Below are 15,422 nucleotides of genomic sequence, written 5' to 3' on the forward strand. Positions count from 1 at the left end.
TACGAGCATTGTTTCGCTCGGTCAATCACTTAAAAGCGCTAACATGTTATCGGTTTTTTAGATAGCTATCGAAAGGACGGGCGTCGATGACCCTCCAGCAGCTTCGTTTTCTGATTGCCGTGGCAGAGTCCGGCTCAATCAACGCCGCAGCTCAGCGCCTCTATACCGCTCAGTCCAACATCTCAAACGCCGTCAAAAGCCTCGAGCAGGAGCTCCATCTGGAAATCTTTACGCGCTCCAGCCGCGGCGTCACGCTCACCAACGACGGTACCGAGCTCTTAGGCTATGCGCGCCAAGTCGTGGAGCAGGCAGATATGCTCGAGGCCCGCTACGAGGACGGCGGCACACCCCAGGCGCGCCTTGCCATCTCGGCCCAGCACTACGCTTTTTCGGTCGAGGCCTTTGTCAACGTCGTCGAGCGCTGCCGCGACAGTAAGTTCGAGTTCATCATGCGCGAGACCACCACCTCGCAGATCATCGACGACGTCCGCGCATTTCGCAGCGATATCGGCATCCTCTATCTGGACGACTTTAATACCCGTGTCTTGCAGAAGGCCTTCGCCGATGCCCGCGCAAGCTTCCATCCCCTCTTCGACGCGACGGTCCACGTCTTCGTTAGCGAGCGCCACCCGCTCGCACGCCGCCCCCAGCTGTCCCTTGCCGACCTCACACCCTATACGCGCTACAGCTTTGAGCAGGGAACCTCAAACTCCTTCTATTACGCCGAGGAACCTTTTAGTTATATCCCCTGCGACCGCAACATACGAATCTCGGACCGCGGGACGCTCACTAACTTACTTATCACGTCGAACGGTTACACCCTATCGACCGGTGTCCTCTCCAATGAAATGCAATGGGGTATGGCATCGATCCCGCTAGCAGACGCCCCAACGATGCACGTAGGCTATATCATGCACGACGAGCGCAAGCCCTCTCCCCTCTTGCAACAATACCTCGACGAGCTCAACCGCATCATCCATGCCAACTAACTGTCGGAAGACGGGGTAGAAATCGTAGATAGCTAGCCCCCGGCGGGCATGGCGCTACAATGGTCACTCACATGAAACACACTCAACGAAAGGAAGCCCGTGAAGGTCATCATCTATACCGACGGCTCGGCCCGATCAAATCCGGGACGCGGCGGCTACGGCGCCGTGCTCAAATACACCAACCCCGCCGGCAAGACCTTTACCTCCGAGCTTTCGCGCGGCTACGCCAAGACCACCAACAACCGCATGGAGCTCATGGCCGTTATCGTGGCGCTCGAGGCACTCAACCGCCCCTGCGAGGTCGAAGTCCATTCCGATTCGCAGTACGTCGTCAACGCCTTTAACAAGCACTGGATTGACGGATGGAAAAAGCGCGGGTGGAAAACTGCCAACAAGCAGCCCGTCAAGAACCGCGACCTGTGGGAGCGTCTGCTTGCCGCAAAGAGCAAGCATAAGGTGGAGTTCATCTGGGTTAAGGGTCACGCCGGCCACGAGCTCAACGAGCGCTGCGATGAGCTCGCCACCACGGCGGCCGACGGCAGCGACCTCGATATCGACGCCGGCTTTAACGAGAGCGACCTGTAATAGCGTTTTCGCACGCTATTTCCAACCCCTTCGCGCTACACTCATCCTGTAAACCGAACGGTACGAGGGGGATACATGCTGCGTATAGCGACCATCGGCACATCCATGATTACCGACGACTTTATCCAGGTCGTCAACGCCAACGACCAAGCTGCGTTTGTGGGCACGCTCTCGCGCGATGCAGATCGCGGCGCCGCCTTCACCGCCAAGCACGGTGGCGAGCGTAACTTCACCGCGCTTCACGAGCTTGCGTCCGCTGCCGACGTCGATGCCGTCTACATCGGCAGCCCCAATGCGCTCCACTACGAGCAGGCGCTCGCCTGTATCGCCGGCGGCAAGCACGTTATCGTCGAAAAGCCCTTCTGCGCCACCGAGGCGCAGGCGCTCGAGGTCTTTCGCGCAGCCGAGGCGGCGGGCGTCGTAGCCCTCGAGGCCATGCGCCCGCTCCATGACCCCGCTTTCCACGCCATCGAGGACGCCCTGGGTGAGATTGCGCCCATCCGCCGCGCCTCATTGCGCTTTGGCAAATATTCCTCGCGCTACAACGAGATTCTCGCGGGACGCGCCACCAATATCTTCGACTGCAATATGGCATCGGGTTCCCTCATGGATATTGGCGTCTACACCGTCGAGCCCATGGTCGAGATTTTCGGCATGCCCTCCGGCCTTACGAGCATGGCTACTCTGCTCGACCCCACCACGCGACAGCTCACGCACGGCCCCATCGATGGCTGCGGTTCCATCCTCGCCAGCTACGGCGGTGGCCGTATCTCCGTCGAGCTCGCGCACTCCAAAATTACGAATGACCTGCTGCCCTCGCAGATCGAAGGCGAGCGTGGCACTATCCAGATCGACCATCTGTCCACGCCCCGCAACGTCCGCATCGACTATCGCGGCGACGTCGTACGCGGCTCGGCGACCGAGGCGCCGCGCGAACAGGGCGACAACGGCCGCGTGCTCGACCTGCCCAAATCGAGCAACACTATGGAATACGAACTCACAGACTTTATCACCGCCATCGGCGGCATCGATAACGTCAAGGAAGAGATTTGGGAGACCCTGGCGGGACGTCACGAGCTTGGCCACTACCGCGATGTCACGCTCGTCTCACTGCGCATCATGGATGCCGTGCGTCAGCAGGCGGGTATCGCCTTCCCCGCTGACTCTAACAAGCAGGCATAGCGATGGGTTTTTTCGACAAGCTTTTCTCGGGCGTCACCGGCGGCAGCCGCGAACCCCAAAAGCCCTCTGGCGTCGAGCTTGAGCTGCGCCGTAGGCTCACCGTGCTCGCAAGCGACGAGGCCACTCAAGACGCCCCGCAGCGCTATTTCCTGCGGTGGGAGGGGCAGGTCCAGGGCGTCGGTTTCCGCTTCACCAACACCAACCTCGCACAGGCGCGCTCCCTCACCGGCTGGGTGCGTAACATGGAAGACGGCTCAGTCGAGATGGAGATACAGGGAGCTCCGGCAAACATCCTATCTCATCTCGAGACGCTTCATGCCTCCTACGAGCGCATGGGAACGCGTTTTCGCCTCGTAGACGCCCAGGCCCGAGCCCCACTTGCCAATGAAGACGGTTTCACTCCTCATTATTAGTATTGTGTGCTAAATACGGTATCATTTACCTACGACCGTTGATAGAAAAGAGGCGAGGCGCATGGCGGTGCAAAGAAGGAATACCAAGCAGCGAAAGCTGGTTCTTGACGCCGTGCGCCAAAGCTATAACCATCCCACCGCCGACGAAATCTACAACGTCGTGCGCGCGCAGGATGACAAAATCAGCCGCGGTACGGTCTACCGCAATCTCAATCTCTTGGCCGACGCCGGCGAGATCCTCTCCATCAAGACACCGGGCGGCAGTCGCTTCGATCGCACCATCGAGCCGCACGCGCATATCATCTGCACCTCGTGCAGTCGCGTCATCGACGTACCGCTCCCCTTCGATGCCCAGCTCGACGCCAAAGCGTCCGAGCAAATCGGCTGGCACGTCACGTCGCACTACACCATCTTCGAGGGTCTCTGCCCCGACTGCCGATAGATGTTTGGGACATGCCTTAAAATCCACCTTTCTGCACTCTGCAGCAAAAAGTAGATTTCTAGACATGTCCCAAATGTCTACTCAGCAAGTAGACGACGCAGCTCTTCTTCGACCGTGCGCACGTAGCGGACGCGGTCGTTGATGCCACGCATAGAGGGATTGCAGCTCTCCATCAGATAGGGATGGCCCACGACGTTAAGCATGTCGCGATCGTTCTCATTGTCGCCAAACGCCATCATCTCATCGGGCGAAATACCCAGCGCGCGACCATAATCGGCAAGCGCGGACCCCTTGCCCGAATCAAAGCCGATAAAGTCGGTCCATTCGGTTCCCGACGTCATCACATCGACCCGGTCGCTAAAGCGACGCGCAAAATACTCCAACGCCGCCGGCTGATCCATCTCGGGCGTCTGGAAGGCAATCTTAATGACGTCCTCGTCGATGTCCTCGGGACGGTCGACCACCGCCACATCGCAGTGGACCTCATAGCGCAAATGGTCGACGAACGCATCGTTGCCGCCCATGGTGTAGAGGTGCCCCTCGCACGAAAGGGTCACGTCGGCATGGGGATACGCAACCACGGCATTCGCGATATCCATAGCAAGGCTGCGCTCCATGGAACGCTTGACAACGGCACGTCCCTCGCTCATCACCAGGGCTCCGTTTTCGCATACATAGGCGAGCTCATCGGCCACCGGGGCAAACAGGTAGCGCAAGCTCGCATATTGACGGCCACTCGCCGGCATAAACACGATGCCGCGACGATGCAGCTCATCGATAAGCTCAAAGGCCTCGGAACGCGGCTCGCGCTCCCCCGGATGCAGCAACGTGCCGTCCAAATCGCATGCAATCAGCTTGATTCCCTCAAGACCCATACGCTTCCCCAAAGCCTCCTATCAACAGCAAGACGGACCTTGATTGGTCGCCCCTCAAAGCCCGTCTTGCGCATACGCGCGCTTAGCCGCGCGTCTTTTTTACGATGGTAAAGTCCGGAGCCATGCTAACGACGACCTCCGCCGCACTCGACGCAAAGCGCCGGTCCGTATCGAGTTCACGGGTAACCACCGAGAGGCGAACGCCCTCGATACCCCGGAGCATGCGGCCCAAAACAGGCTGCACCGGCGTATACATGCGCACGGTATGCTCGTCCGAGTCGCCCCGGAAGAGCGGCGCATGCATGTTGCCGATCTCCCAGCACGCATGCGCGAGCGCAATCGGATCCATGCGGTCGACTTCGACCAAATAAACCTCGGCGCTGCGCAGGCGCACGACAACCGCCACGGGCACCACGCCCGAACGGTCAATGGCGAGCACGTCGCCGTCGGCAAGACGACCACCGTCGGTAGCATCCGGCCGAACATCGATCGTGCGCCCCAGCTCCGTCACGCCCGCAAACGCGCATACATCAGCCTGGTCCCAATCGAGCAGTAGCTCATCGACCTCAAAGACACCGCCCAGCTCCCGGCGAAGCAAAAGCTCATAGGACGGGTCGTTGAGATTTCCGAGGCACGTTGTCGAAACCAGATTTGCAGGCATAGCCTAATCCTCGACCTCGACGAGCTCGATATCGAAGTTGAGATCCTTGCCGGCAAGCTCGTGGTTGGCATCGAGCGTCACAGCCTCGGGCGTCACGTCAATGACGACGGCGGGGACAGGCATGCCACTCGGCGTGGACAGGAAGAGCTTCATGCCCTTCTCGATCTGCTCGATGTTGGGAACCTGCTCGGCCGGGAAGGTAATAACCATCTCGGGATTGTGCTCGCCGTAGGCATCGGCAGCCGGGATGTGCACGGTCTTCTTCTCGCCCACCTGCATGTCGACAACAGCGGCGTCGAAGCCCTTGATCATCTGACCGGCGCCGCAGGTGAACTCCAGCGGCTCGCCGCGATCGTAGGAGCTATCGAACTGCGTGCCGTCGTCGAGCGTGCCGCGATAATGGGTCTTGACCTTCTTGCCCTGGTTGGACATGGTAACCTCCGTGATAAGGGCGGCGCACAACGCAGGCCGCCGTGAACATATGGCGCTAACTATACCCTAGTCATACAATTCAATGACAGTTTGCAAAGAAACGCTGCAACCGGAGGAACCATGGCATATCCCGTATTTGACCTACACTGCGACACCGCCGACCGAATCGGCTGGGCCACGCTCGATCTCGACCTGCGCTTTACCGCCGGCACCGACGGTTATTTCCCCGGCGACGAAACGCATCCGCAAGATTTCGACCTCATCGAGGGCAACGCCTGCGCCATCTCGCTCGCAAAGATCGGCAACACGCCGTGGGCACAGTGCTTCGCCACGTTTGTCCCCGACGAGATTCCCACCGCCCACGCCGCGCGCTTCCAGGCGCAAATCATGGCGCATATGAGCGGCCAGGCAATGCTCAACCACGACCGCATGGTCAACGTACGCAGCGCCGCAGACATTCGCCCCGCGCTCAAGGACGGTAAGGTCGCTTGCATCCACACCATCGAAAACGCCACGTTCTTTGCCGAGGACCCCGCACTGATCGAGGTGCTCAAGAGCTTGGGCGTGCTTATGTCGTCACTCAGTTGGAACGCGCAGGGACCGCTCGCGAGCGGACACGATACCCACGCCGGCCTCACCGCCGCCGGCATCGAGGCACTTACGCAGATGGAGCACGCCGGCATGGTACTCGACGTCTCCCACCTCAACGATGAGTGCTTTGACGAGGTTGTCGCCCACGCCACGCGCCCCTTCGTCGCCAGCCACTCCAACTCCCGTGCGGTTTGCGGCGTCAAGCGCAACCTCACCGACGACCAGTTCCGCACCATTCGCGACATGGGCGGCATCGTCGGCCTCAACTACTGCAGCGAGTTCCTATCCAACGACGCAACCGACAAGACCGCCGCAGACGTCACCTTCGACCAGCTGGCGGCGCATATCGAGCACTGGCTCGACCTGGGCGGCGAGGACGTCATCGCGCTCGGCGGCGACTGGGACGGCGCCACGGTGCCCGCTTTCCTCTCCGATGCCAGCAAGATGCCCGAGTTCCAGAACATGCTTTCCAAGCATTTTGGCAAGACCGTGATGCAAAAGCTCTGCAGCGACAACGCGCTTGCCTTCTTCGAGCGTTATTAATTTCACATCCCTTGAGCGGGCCGGCATGCCGAACGGTCGACATGCCGGCCCGTCCCCGATCTGAAGGACCGCTTTTGACGCAGCAGTTTACGATTTCCGCATCCCGACCGGATGGGACGACCATCCCCGTCGTCGTTACCAAAAAGCGCGTCAAGAACTTCAACCTACGCGTCACATCGAGCGGCGAGGTCCACGCCAGCGCACCGATCGGCGCCAGCCGCGAGCGTATCGAAGCGTTTGTGAAGCGCAACAGCGCCTGGATTATCAGCCGACTTGCCCAGCGCGAGCAACGTCAGGCGACGGCACGAGAGCCGCTCAGCCCCTCGTCCATCATTGCACTTTGGGGCAAGCCCATCACGGTACAGGATGCACTCGATCACAACTTTGCATCACCCGCACCGCGACCCAAACAGGCCACCTTCGCAAGTTTTATGGGTACCGATGAATCGGACGAAGGCCCACAGGCCAAGCGGCACGCAATCCTCGACGGCCTAACGTCCGATGAGCTCCAAGCCCGTATCGACCAGCTCTATGCAACCGAGGTCACCACGGCGCTGTACGATATGGTGCACGCGTACGAAATCGCAATGGGCGTCACCGTGGCCCGCGTCTCCGTGCGCAGCATGAAAACGCGCTGGGGATCATGCACGCCCAAGACCGGCGCCATTCGCATCGCACTCGAACTTGCCGCCTATCCCATCGAATGCCTCGACATGGTTGTCGCCCACGAGCTCGTCCACTTGCTCGAGCCAAGCCACAATCAGCGATTCCACGCCCTGCTCGACACGTACTGTCCCAACAATAAAGCTCTGTCGCAGCGGCTCAAGCAGCCACCCATAGAGTCGTATTAGAACCGGTTAGCGCACGCGCTCGATCTCGACGCCGCAGCTTGCCAGGGGCAGGCCAACAGGAGCCCACGGCTTATCGAGCTTTATGCGCACACCAAGCAGCGAGGGATAACGGCGCAGCAGCATCTGGGCTGTCCCCTCGGCTGCCGCCTCGATGAGCTTAAACGTATGCTCGCGCAGATAGCCATCGACATCGTGGCACACCGAGCCGTAGTCAATCGAGGCATCCAGGTTATCGTGCTCCCCCGCCGCGCGCAGGTCGGCATAGAGCACCAGAGAAACGATGAACTTCTGACCCAGCGCGTTCTCCTCGGGATACACGCCATGGTTGGCAAAAACCTCAAGGCCGTCAATGACAATACGATCGGCATGGCGCAGATCATCATAGCTCACGTGAGGCACCGCCGTTGCGGTGGATATTTCGCCCCTTCCACGGCGGGCGAGCTCAGCACCTTCAGTCTTGGTTGCATTCTCGGGCAGTTTTTTGTTACTCAACGCGATCGTCTCCTTCGTTTAGAACCCCAACCGCGCAAACTAACTACACGCGAATCGACAGGTTCTTTTTATCATCGCTCCAGTTGCAAGCATTGCGCGCGGGGCATGCAAAGCAGGCGCGCGACGCTTTGTCGGCCGCATAGAGCAGACGCTCAAGCGGTTGGCTGTTCACGCGCAGCTTTCGATGGCCCAGAATGGCCGTCTTAATGGCTGCGGCATCGGCCGGCTCAAACGCCACATCATCGGGCATGCCGCCGAGAATCGCATCAGCGACGCGTTCGCTTGCAACATCATGGGATATACCCGATTCATACTGTTCATCTTTGCCGATATCGTGAAGAAGTGCCGTGGCGTAGATGACCTCGCGGTCAAATTCGAGCTGCTCCTCGAGATTCTTGATCCACATAATGCGAGCGACATCGAGCAGATGGTCAATACCGTGGCGGCAGAAGATGCGCCCCGATTCCAACTGTACGATGTTGCCCAGGTGCCGCCGGAACAGCCCGTTGGCACAAATGTAATCAATGCGAGGCATGGCACCAAAGGGGGCCAGGCCCGAAGCCATAAAGCCGCGACGCGACGTCCCCTCATCGGTCTTCGATGTAAAGTCGTTGACGACTCTCATGGTTAGCGGCCCAGCATCCTAAAGAAACGCTCCTCGAGCGCGGGATCGGTCTCAAAGACGCCGCGGCGAGCAAGCGTCACGGTCTTGGTGCCGGGCTTTTGCACGCCACGCATCGTCATGCACATATGCTCGGCCTCCATCAACACAATCGCTCCCTGGGGAGCGAGATAATCCATGAGGGCATCGGCAACCTGTGTGCACAGTTGCTCCTGCAGCTGAAGACGGCGGGCATAAACCTCAACCGTGCGGGCGAGCTTGGAAAGCCCAGCCACCCGACCGTTAGGGATATAACCAATGGCGGCCTTGCCATAAAACGGCAGCAGATGATGTTCGCACAGCGAGTAGAACGTAATGTCGCGCTCGATAACCAAATCGTTCGAAGCGACGGCAAAGGTTTTGGACAGGTGCTCCTCGGCACTCTGGTCCATGCCGCCGGCGATCTCACCATACATACGGGCAACGCGCGCCGGGGTCTCCAGCAGGCCCTCACGAGTTGGGTCCTCGCCTATGCCCTCAAGCAACAGCTTAATGGCGGCCTCGACTTTTTCCTGATCGACCATCTGGGCCTCACTTTTCCGATTTCACGTTCGCGCTATGGTACCACGCCCTCCGGCATCGACCACAAGCTACATAGTATGGGTCGAATAGACTGGATCGTCCCGCCAAAGCTCCACAGCGTCGCAAAGCGCAACGCCCTCACGCACGGCGCGGTCGCGCGTAGCGTTCATATCGATCACACGCTGGTTACTCGAGCCCCTAAAGCGCAACGAGATATCATAAAGATCCTGAACAAACGGGCCATCCACCAACATGTCGAGGCAGGCAAGGATACGGTCCGTGACCTCGGTATGGTGACGACCACCCGGCATAAGCTCCTCGAGCACGTCGCCGGTAAAACACCAAATGGTCTTTCCTGACCCCGCAGGATAAGCGGCACGAACACGCTCGACAAACTCAACGAGCCCCGCCTGGTTCTCGGGCTCCATGGGCTCTCCGCCCAGAATCGTCAGGCCGTCAATAAAGGGATGATCGAGGCTCTCGATAATCTTGTCCTCGACGGCACGATCAAAGGGCTCGCCCGCAGCAAAGTCCCACGCGACGGAGTTAAAGCAATTCTTGCAGCCACGACGGCACCCGCTCACAAACAGAGAAGTGCGGACGCCTTCTCCATCAGCAATGTCGAAATACTTAATGTTCGCGTAGTTCATAGGTAACCTTCCTGGGGGTCTGGAGTATATCATCCCGTCCTCAAACATTCTCGGCCTTCGGCCTGCGAAACTGCGGGCGGGACGATATACTCCAGACCCCTCGCGAGCGATACTCAATGAACTCAGCGAACATCGAGTATAGGGTTCGAGGTCCAATAAAAACAATGCTGCAGCTCAACCGTTATCGCAAGCAGACCGTTGTCGCAGGTCAACTCATTTCCGCTAAGAACTTCGAGGAGCGAGCAGGCTGCGTGCTGCATCTCAGCTACATCAACTTGGCCGCCCCGTAGCGAGGCCCCGGACCTTTGCTCGATATGAGTTCCGCACGAACAGGAGGCGCCAGTGGCGCCTCCGTCGTGAGCCAGGACTGTCCGAAATAGCGAGTAAAGGTCCGGGGCCTCGCTACGGGGCGGCCTGGGATGGTTATTAGAGATGCAGCACGCGGTCGCGGATCTCCTCGGTTCGACCCTGGTTCCAGAACTGGGTACCGATGTAGCCGCACGTACGACGAGCGACGTTCATCTTCTCCTGGTCGCGGTTGCCGCAGCTGGGGCACTCCCACACCAGCTTGCCGTCATCCTCGACAATCTTGATCTCGCCATCGTAGCCGCACACCTGGCAGTAATCGCTCTTGGTGTTGAGCTCGGCGTACATGATGTTGTCGTAGATGTACTGCATCACGCGAATGACAGCCTTGAGGTTGTCCTGCATGTTGGGAACCTCAACGTAGGAGATAGCACCGCCCGGCGAAAGCTGCTGGAACATGCCTTCAAACTTAAGTTTGTCGAAGGCATCGATCTCCTCGGACACATGGACGTGATAGCTGTTAGTAATGTAGCCCTTGTCCGTCACGCCCGGGATAATGCCAAAACGACGCTGCAGGCACTTGGCGAACTTGTAGGTCGTCGACTCCAACGGCGTACCGTACAGCGAGAAATCGATATCACTTTCGGCCTTCCACTCCGCGCACCTGTCGTTCATGCGCTGCATGACGGCCATGGCGAACGGCGTGCCCTCCTTCTCGGTGTGGCTGTGACCCGTCATGTACTTGACGCACTCATACAGGCCGGCATAGCCCAGGCTGATGGTGGAATAGCCGCCCACGAGCAGCTTGTCGATCGTCTCGCCCTTCTTCAGACGCGCCAGGGCGCCGTACTGCCAAAGAATCGGCGCGGCATCCGAAAGCGTGCCCATCAGGCGCTCATGACGGCACAGCAGGGCACGATGGCACAGCTCAAGGCGCTCGTCGAAGATCTTCCAGAACTTATCCATGTCCTGATGCGAGCTCAGCGCGACATCGGGCAGGTTGATGGTCACAACACCCTGGTTAAAGCGACCGTAGTACTTAGGCTTGGTCGGGTCATAGTTCAGCGCGTTGGCGACATTGTTAAAGCCGTTGCCCGAACGGTCGGGCGTCAGGAAACTGCGGCAACCCATGCAGGTGTAGCAATCGCCGTTGCCGGCAGTCTCGCCCTTAGACAGCTTAAGCTCGCGCATCTTCTTCTCGGAGATGTAGTCGGGCACCATGCGCTTGGCGGTGCACTTGGCGGCGAGCTTGGTCAGATAGAAGTACGGCGAATCCTCGCGAATGTTATCGTCCTCGAGCACGTAGATGAGCTTGGGGAATGCCGGGGTGATCCACACGCCGGCTTCGTTCTTAACGCCCTCATAGCGCTGACGAAGCGTCTCCTCCACAATCATGGCAAGGTCGTGCTTCTCCTGGGGCGTACGGGCCTCATTGAGATACATAAAGACCGTCACGAACGGCGCCTGGCCATTCGTGGTCATAAGGGTCACGACCTGATACTGAATCGTCTGGACGCCGCGACGGATCTCGTCACGCAGGCGGTCCTCAACAACCTCGCGGACCTTTTCGGGAGATGCCGAAACACCGAGCTCCTCGAGCTCGCGGGCAACCTCGCCGCGAATCTTTTGACGGCTCACCTCAACAAAGGGGGCGAGATGGGTCAGCGAAATAGACTGGCCGCCGTACTGGGAGGAAGCAACCTGGGCGATAATCTGCGTCGCGATGTTGCAGGCAGTCGAGAAGCTGTGCGGCTTCTCGATCAGCGTGCCCGAGATAACGGTGCCGTTCTGGAGCATGTCCTCCAGGTTCACCAGGTCGCAGTTATGCATGTGCTGGGCAAAGTAGTCAGAATCGTGGAAGTGGATCAGGCCCTCATTGTGGGCATCCACGATCTCCTGGGGCAGCAGCACACGCTGAGTCAGATCCTTTGAAATCTCGCCGGCCATATAGTCGCGCTGGACGGAATTGACGGTCGGGTTCTTGTTAGAGTTCTCCTGCTTGACCTCTTCGTTATTGCACTCGATCAGCGACAGAATCTTGTCGTCGGTCGTGTTCTTCTGGCGCTTCAGGCTCTGAACATAGCGATAGATGATGTAGTGGCGGGCGACCTCGTAGCAGTCGAGACGCATGATCTCGTCCTCGACCAAATCCTGGATCTCCTCGACCGAAACGGTGTGGCCCGCGTTCTCGCATGCCTCGGCGACGTTTTGCGCCGCATAAACCACCTGGCGGTCGGTAAGACGAGAGCTCTCCTCGACCTCCAAGTTTGCGGCGCGGATGGCATTGACGATCTTATCGATGTCAAAGACAACCTCGGTGCCGCTGCGCTTGATGATCTTCATCCTCTTGCCTTCTTTCGCGTCGTAGCCTCATTGCGCTTCAGAGCCAAACGATGCCCGGCAGGGCCTGCCCCTGCCTTGCGGCGCCGTCGCGCAATCTGTGTTCTCGATAAACCATAAGCCTCCATGCGGACATTCCCTAGAGCCAATCAAGCGGTTCAAGGACACGTTCAAAAGAGGCAGTTAAGGTCTTCGTTCTCTGTCCGCCATCTATCATACGACAAAGAAGCATCTATATCCTGTATTCTTTTTTTAGGTCAAACACAACATATAGTGTTTCAGCAGGTCAAAGCAATTGGTCATTTTGCAGACGCATTAAAAATGAGGGGTATTTGACAAGTCGGTAAAACGTTACCAACACGGCTACCTGCATGGCAGTTATAAAACCCCCTTAGTCAAGCCGCTGACAAATCCTACCAAAACCAAGCCGCTCACGCCAAAAGAATCCAAAAGATTATGCTTGACCAACATGTTGCGGTCACGATGGACCAGGACACATGCAATCTGCCGGCGCCCCCACGGGATGCGAAGACCATCGCGTACAGACCTTGGATCAATATTTGGCGGCTTATTTGGCGGCGTGCTTGGTGGCAAAACAAAACAGCCCAGAGGACATAGCCTCTGAGCTGCGAACATTTGGTGGGCGTTAGAAGATTTGAACTTCTGACCTCTTCCGTGTCAGGGAAGCGCTCTCCCCCTGAGCTAAACGCCCAAATGGAGCGGACAACGGGGCTCGAACCCGCGACCCCAACCTTGGCAAGGTTGTGCTCTACCAACTGAGCCATGTCCGCCTGCGAGGATTTAATATACGGGATGATCCACCCAAATGCAAGAACTTTTTTTGAAAAGTTTTGCGACGCCCTCGCGAACCTCGCGAAGACATCAGCCACCACGGAAGGTGTAGGCAAACGCAAGCTCGCCGCAAGAGGCCCCCTACAACTCAGCGAGCATGATCCAGGCAGAGCTGTCCTGCGCGAGCCTGCCATCTGCAAGCGGTGATGAGGTGAGCAGGACCCTACCCGCCGGCAGCTCCACGGGTGCTGCACCGAAGTTCGTCACACACGCCCAGCCGTTGTCGCGGCGATAGGCGATGACGCCGCCCTCAGCGCCCTCGGCACCATCCGCAAGGCCGGTGCACCCGTCAAGATCGAGCCACGCAAGATCGTTGGCGCACCCGCGCAGCTTGCGCCGCAGCCAGAGGGCGTCGCGATAGAATGCAAGCATCGATGCCGGGTCCGCTTCTTCCCTATCGGCAGCGTAATCGGAAAACCATGCAGGCTGTGGCAGATGGGGCGCCGCATCGGCGTCCGCCGGTGAAAACCCAAACGATCCGCCCTGCGCGGGATCGTCCGCTGCCACCCACGGCAGGGGCACACGACAGCCGTCGCGCCCCTTCTCGCGCTTCGGTCCGTGCGTATTGGTCGCAGTGGGATCTTCGAGTGCAGCCCACGGGATGTCAGCCACCTCAAAAAGGCCGAGCTCCTCACCCTGATACACGTATGCCGAGCCCGGAAGCGCCAACTCAAGCAAAAGGGCTGCCCGCGCGCGGCGCTCGCCGAGTTCACGGTCCTCGTCATAAGACGACCCGTCGCGTAAGAGCCAGTCGAGCGCAATCTGATGGTAGCGCGTCGCCTTGATTTGCGGCAGGGCATAGCGTGTCGCCACGCGCGGCACGTCGTGGTTGGAGAGTACCCAGGTCGAGGCGGAATCGGATTCGATGGCCGCCTTCAAGCCCTTCTCGATTGCAGCGTGCATGTCATCATAGGTCCAAGTGGCCTTGGCGAACTCAAAGTTGAATGTCTGGCCAAGCTCGCTGGGGCGTGCGTAGAGATACTGGCGCTCGGGCAGAACCCACGCCTCGGCAACGGCGCTGCGCGGCGGATCATAACGGTCGAACACGCGGCGCCACTCGCGATAGATCTCATGGACCTCGTTGCGGTCCCACAGCGGATGGGTGCCGTCCTCAACCATGTCATCGCCCTCGGCGAGATGCCACCGGTCGAGGTCATCGCGGTCGAGATCCTTGGCGAGACCGTGCGCCACATCAATGCGAAAGCCATCGACGCCTCGATCGCTCCAAAACGCCAGGACGTCGCAAAAGAACGCATGAACCTCGGGACACGACCAGTCAAAGTCCGGCTGCTCGGGCGTAAACATGTGCAGATACCACTGACCGTCCGCGACGCGCGTCCAGGCGGGGCCGCCAAAGTTGGCATTCCAATTGGTGGGAGGCAGCTCGCCGTGCTCGCCGCGACCATCGCGGAAGATATAACGGGCGCGCTCGGGTGATCCGGGGCCGGCGGCAAGAGCGGCTTTGAACCAGGGGTGCTGGTTGGACGAATGGTTGGGCACGATGTCGACGATGACCTTGATGCCGTGCGCATGAGCCGCAGCGATCATGTCATCGAAGTCGTCAAGCGAGCCGAGACGTGGGTCGACATCGCAGTAGTCCGCCACATCATAGCCGCCATCGACAAGAGGCGATGGGTAAAACGGGCTCAGCCAGATAGCCTCGATACCCAGCTGCTCAAGATAGTCCATCTGCTGGGTAATGCCCGCGATATCGCCCAGACCCGAACCAGTCGAATCCTTAAACGAGCGCGGGTAGATCTGATAAATCGCGGCATCGGACATCCATGAGCGCGAAGAGGACTTTTCTGTAGCCATGGGATGAATCTCCCTTGCAACGAGGTTTTGCGAGATGCCCACGATGATACGCCCAAAGCTGACATTCACGGCAAACAACGCCGCAGCCACGCCCCAAACGCTCGCCCCCTCTCGGGCTCGAGCCTCCTGGGACGAATCGATCGATTAGTAAAAAGAACGGAAGACTTACTCCCCCGGCCACGACAGACACTATGACCCAATCCAGGGGCACGGAAACGAC

At 59.1% G+C, this 15,422-nt stretch carries 16 protein-coding genes and 2 tRNA genes; 7 read left to right on the forward strand and 11 right to left on the reverse strand.

The genetic code is table 11. From position 1 onward, the window contains the following. Nucleotides 1-86 precede the first annotated feature (86 nt). From DXD56_RS07975 to DXD56_RS07995, 5 genes are all read left to right on the forward strand, one after another. Nucleotides 87-989, forward strand: a complete 903-nt coding sequence (locus tag DXD56_RS07975) for a LysR family transcriptional regulator (protein ID WP_117640815.1) — start codon at nucleotides 87-89, stop codon at nucleotides 987-989. A 99-nt stretch (nucleotides 990-1,088) separates the two neighbouring features. Continuing rightward, nucleotides 1,089-1,574: a ribonuclease HI gene (gene rnhA, locus DXD56_RS07980; RefSeq protein ID WP_117640816.1), complete on the forward strand. Its 486-nt coding sequence runs from the start codon at nucleotides 1,089-1,091 to the stop codon at nucleotides 1,572-1,574. A gap of 75 nt (nucleotides 1,575-1,649) precedes the next feature. Next, a complete protein-coding gene (locus DXD56_RS07985) occupies nucleotides 1,650-2,756 on the forward strand; it encodes a Gfo/Idh/MocA family protein (protein WP_117640817.1) in 1,107 nt (368 codons plus the stop codon). A 2-nt stretch (nucleotides 2,757-2,758) separates the two neighbouring features. Further along, on the forward strand, nucleotides 2,759-3,169 hold the full coding sequence (locus tag DXD56_RS07990) for an acylphosphatase (protein WP_117640818.1): 411 nt from the start codon (nucleotides 2,759-2,761) through the stop codon (nucleotides 3,167-3,169). Nucleotides 3,170-3,230: 61 nt separating this feature from the next. Then, nucleotides 3,231-3,611: a Fur family transcriptional regulator gene (locus tag DXD56_RS07995; protein ID WP_099431458.1), complete on the forward strand. Its 381-nt coding sequence runs from the start codon at nucleotides 3,231-3,233 to the stop codon at nucleotides 3,609-3,611. A gap of 77 nt (nucleotides 3,612-3,688) precedes the next feature. On the opposite strand, the gene DXD56_RS08000 is transcribed toward DXD56_RS07995, so the two are convergent. From DXD56_RS08000 to DXD56_RS08010, 3 genes are all read right to left on the reverse strand, one after another. Further along, the gene (locus DXD56_RS08000; RefSeq protein WP_117640819.1) at nucleotides 3,689-4,486 is read right to left on the reverse strand and encodes an HAD-IIB family hydrolase; all 798 of its coding nucleotides are present in this window, start codon (nucleotides 4,484-4,486) and stop codon (nucleotides 3,689-3,691) included. A gap of 82 nt (nucleotides 4,487-4,568) precedes the next feature. Continuing rightward, nucleotides 4,569-5,147 (reverse strand): urease accessory protein UreE, encoded by a 579-nt coding sequence (locus DXD56_RS08005; protein WP_117640820.1) that lies wholly within the window; start codon nucleotides 5,145-5,147, stop codon nucleotides 4,569-4,571. Nucleotides 5,148-5,150: 3 nt separating this feature from the next. Then, nucleotides 5,151-5,579, reverse strand: a complete 429-nt coding sequence (locus DXD56_RS08010) for a peptidylprolyl isomerase (RefSeq protein ID WP_117640821.1) — start codon at nucleotides 5,577-5,579, stop codon at nucleotides 5,151-5,153. Between the two features lie 120 nt (nucleotides 5,580-5,699). Between DXD56_RS08010 and DXD56_RS08015 the strand changes: the two genes are divergently transcribed. Together DXD56_RS08015 and DXD56_RS08020 are read left to right on the forward strand one after the other, a co-directional pair. Beyond that, nucleotides 5,700-6,713: a dipeptidase gene (locus DXD56_RS08015; RefSeq protein WP_117640822.1), complete on the forward strand. Its 1,014-nt coding sequence runs from the start codon at nucleotides 5,700-5,702 to the stop codon at nucleotides 6,711-6,713. Between the two features lie 74 nt (nucleotides 6,714-6,787). Beyond that, the gene (locus tag DXD56_RS08020) at nucleotides 6,788-7,564 is read left to right on the forward strand and encodes a M48 family metallopeptidase (protein WP_233504097.1); all 777 of its coding nucleotides are present in this window, start codon (nucleotides 6,788-6,790) and stop codon (nucleotides 7,562-7,564) included. A 6-nt stretch (nucleotides 7,565-7,570) separates the two neighbouring features. Here the strand turns inward: DXD56_RS08020 and folB are convergent, their stop codons facing one another. The 8 genes from folB to DXD56_RS08060 form a co-directional block, all read right to left on the reverse strand. Further along, nucleotides 7,571-8,056, reverse strand: a complete 486-nt coding sequence (gene folB / locus DXD56_RS08025; RefSeq protein WP_055251396.1) for a dihydroneopterin aldolase — start codon at nucleotides 8,054-8,056, stop codon at nucleotides 7,571-7,573. Between the two features lie 43 nt (nucleotides 8,057-8,099). Next, on the reverse strand, nucleotides 8,100-8,681 hold the full coding sequence (locus DXD56_RS08030) for an HD domain-containing protein (RefSeq protein ID WP_172622418.1): 582 nt from the start codon (nucleotides 8,679-8,681) through the stop codon (nucleotides 8,100-8,102). Nucleotides 8,682-8,683: 2 nt separating this feature from the next. Continuing rightward, entirely contained in the window at nucleotides 8,684-9,241 is a 558-nt protein-coding gene (folE, locus tag DXD56_RS08035) for a GTP cyclohydrolase I FolE (RefSeq protein WP_055251394.1), read from the reverse strand. A gap of 66 nt (nucleotides 9,242-9,307) precedes the next feature. Beyond that, nucleotides 9,308-9,889, reverse strand: a complete 582-nt coding sequence (gene nrdG, locus DXD56_RS08040) for an anaerobic ribonucleoside-triphosphate reductase activating protein (RefSeq protein WP_055251392.1) — start codon at nucleotides 9,887-9,889, stop codon at nucleotides 9,308-9,310. Nucleotides 9,890-10,315: 426 nt separating this feature from the next. Continuing rightward, nucleotides 10,316-12,538 carry an anaerobic ribonucleoside-triphosphate reductase gene (gene nrdD / locus DXD56_RS08045; RefSeq protein WP_117640824.1) on the reverse strand — a complete coding sequence of 741 codons (2,223 nt, stop codon included), beginning with the start codon at nucleotides 12,536-12,538 and terminating at the stop codon, nucleotides 10,316-10,318. 634 nt (nucleotides 12,539-13,172) lie between these two features. Continuing rightward, a tRNA-Val gene (locus DXD56_RS08050) sits at nucleotides 13,173-13,247 on the reverse strand. 3 nt (nucleotides 13,248-13,250) lie between these two features. Then, nucleotides 13,251-13,326: transfer RNA gene (locus DXD56_RS08055), tRNA-Gly, on the reverse strand. Nucleotides 13,327-13,468: 142 nt separating this feature from the next. Next, nucleotides 13,469-15,202 (reverse strand): glycoside hydrolase family 13 protein, encoded by a 1,734-nt coding sequence (locus tag DXD56_RS08060; protein WP_233524967.1) that lies wholly within the window; start codon nucleotides 15,200-15,202, stop codon nucleotides 13,469-13,471. Between the last annotated feature and the right edge of the window lie 220 nt (nucleotides 15,203-15,422).

The sequence above is a fragment of the Collinsella sp. TM06-3 genome (genome assembly GCF_003436395.1).
GTDB lineage: Bacteria > Actinomycetota > Coriobacteriia > Coriobacteriales > Coriobacteriaceae > Collinsella.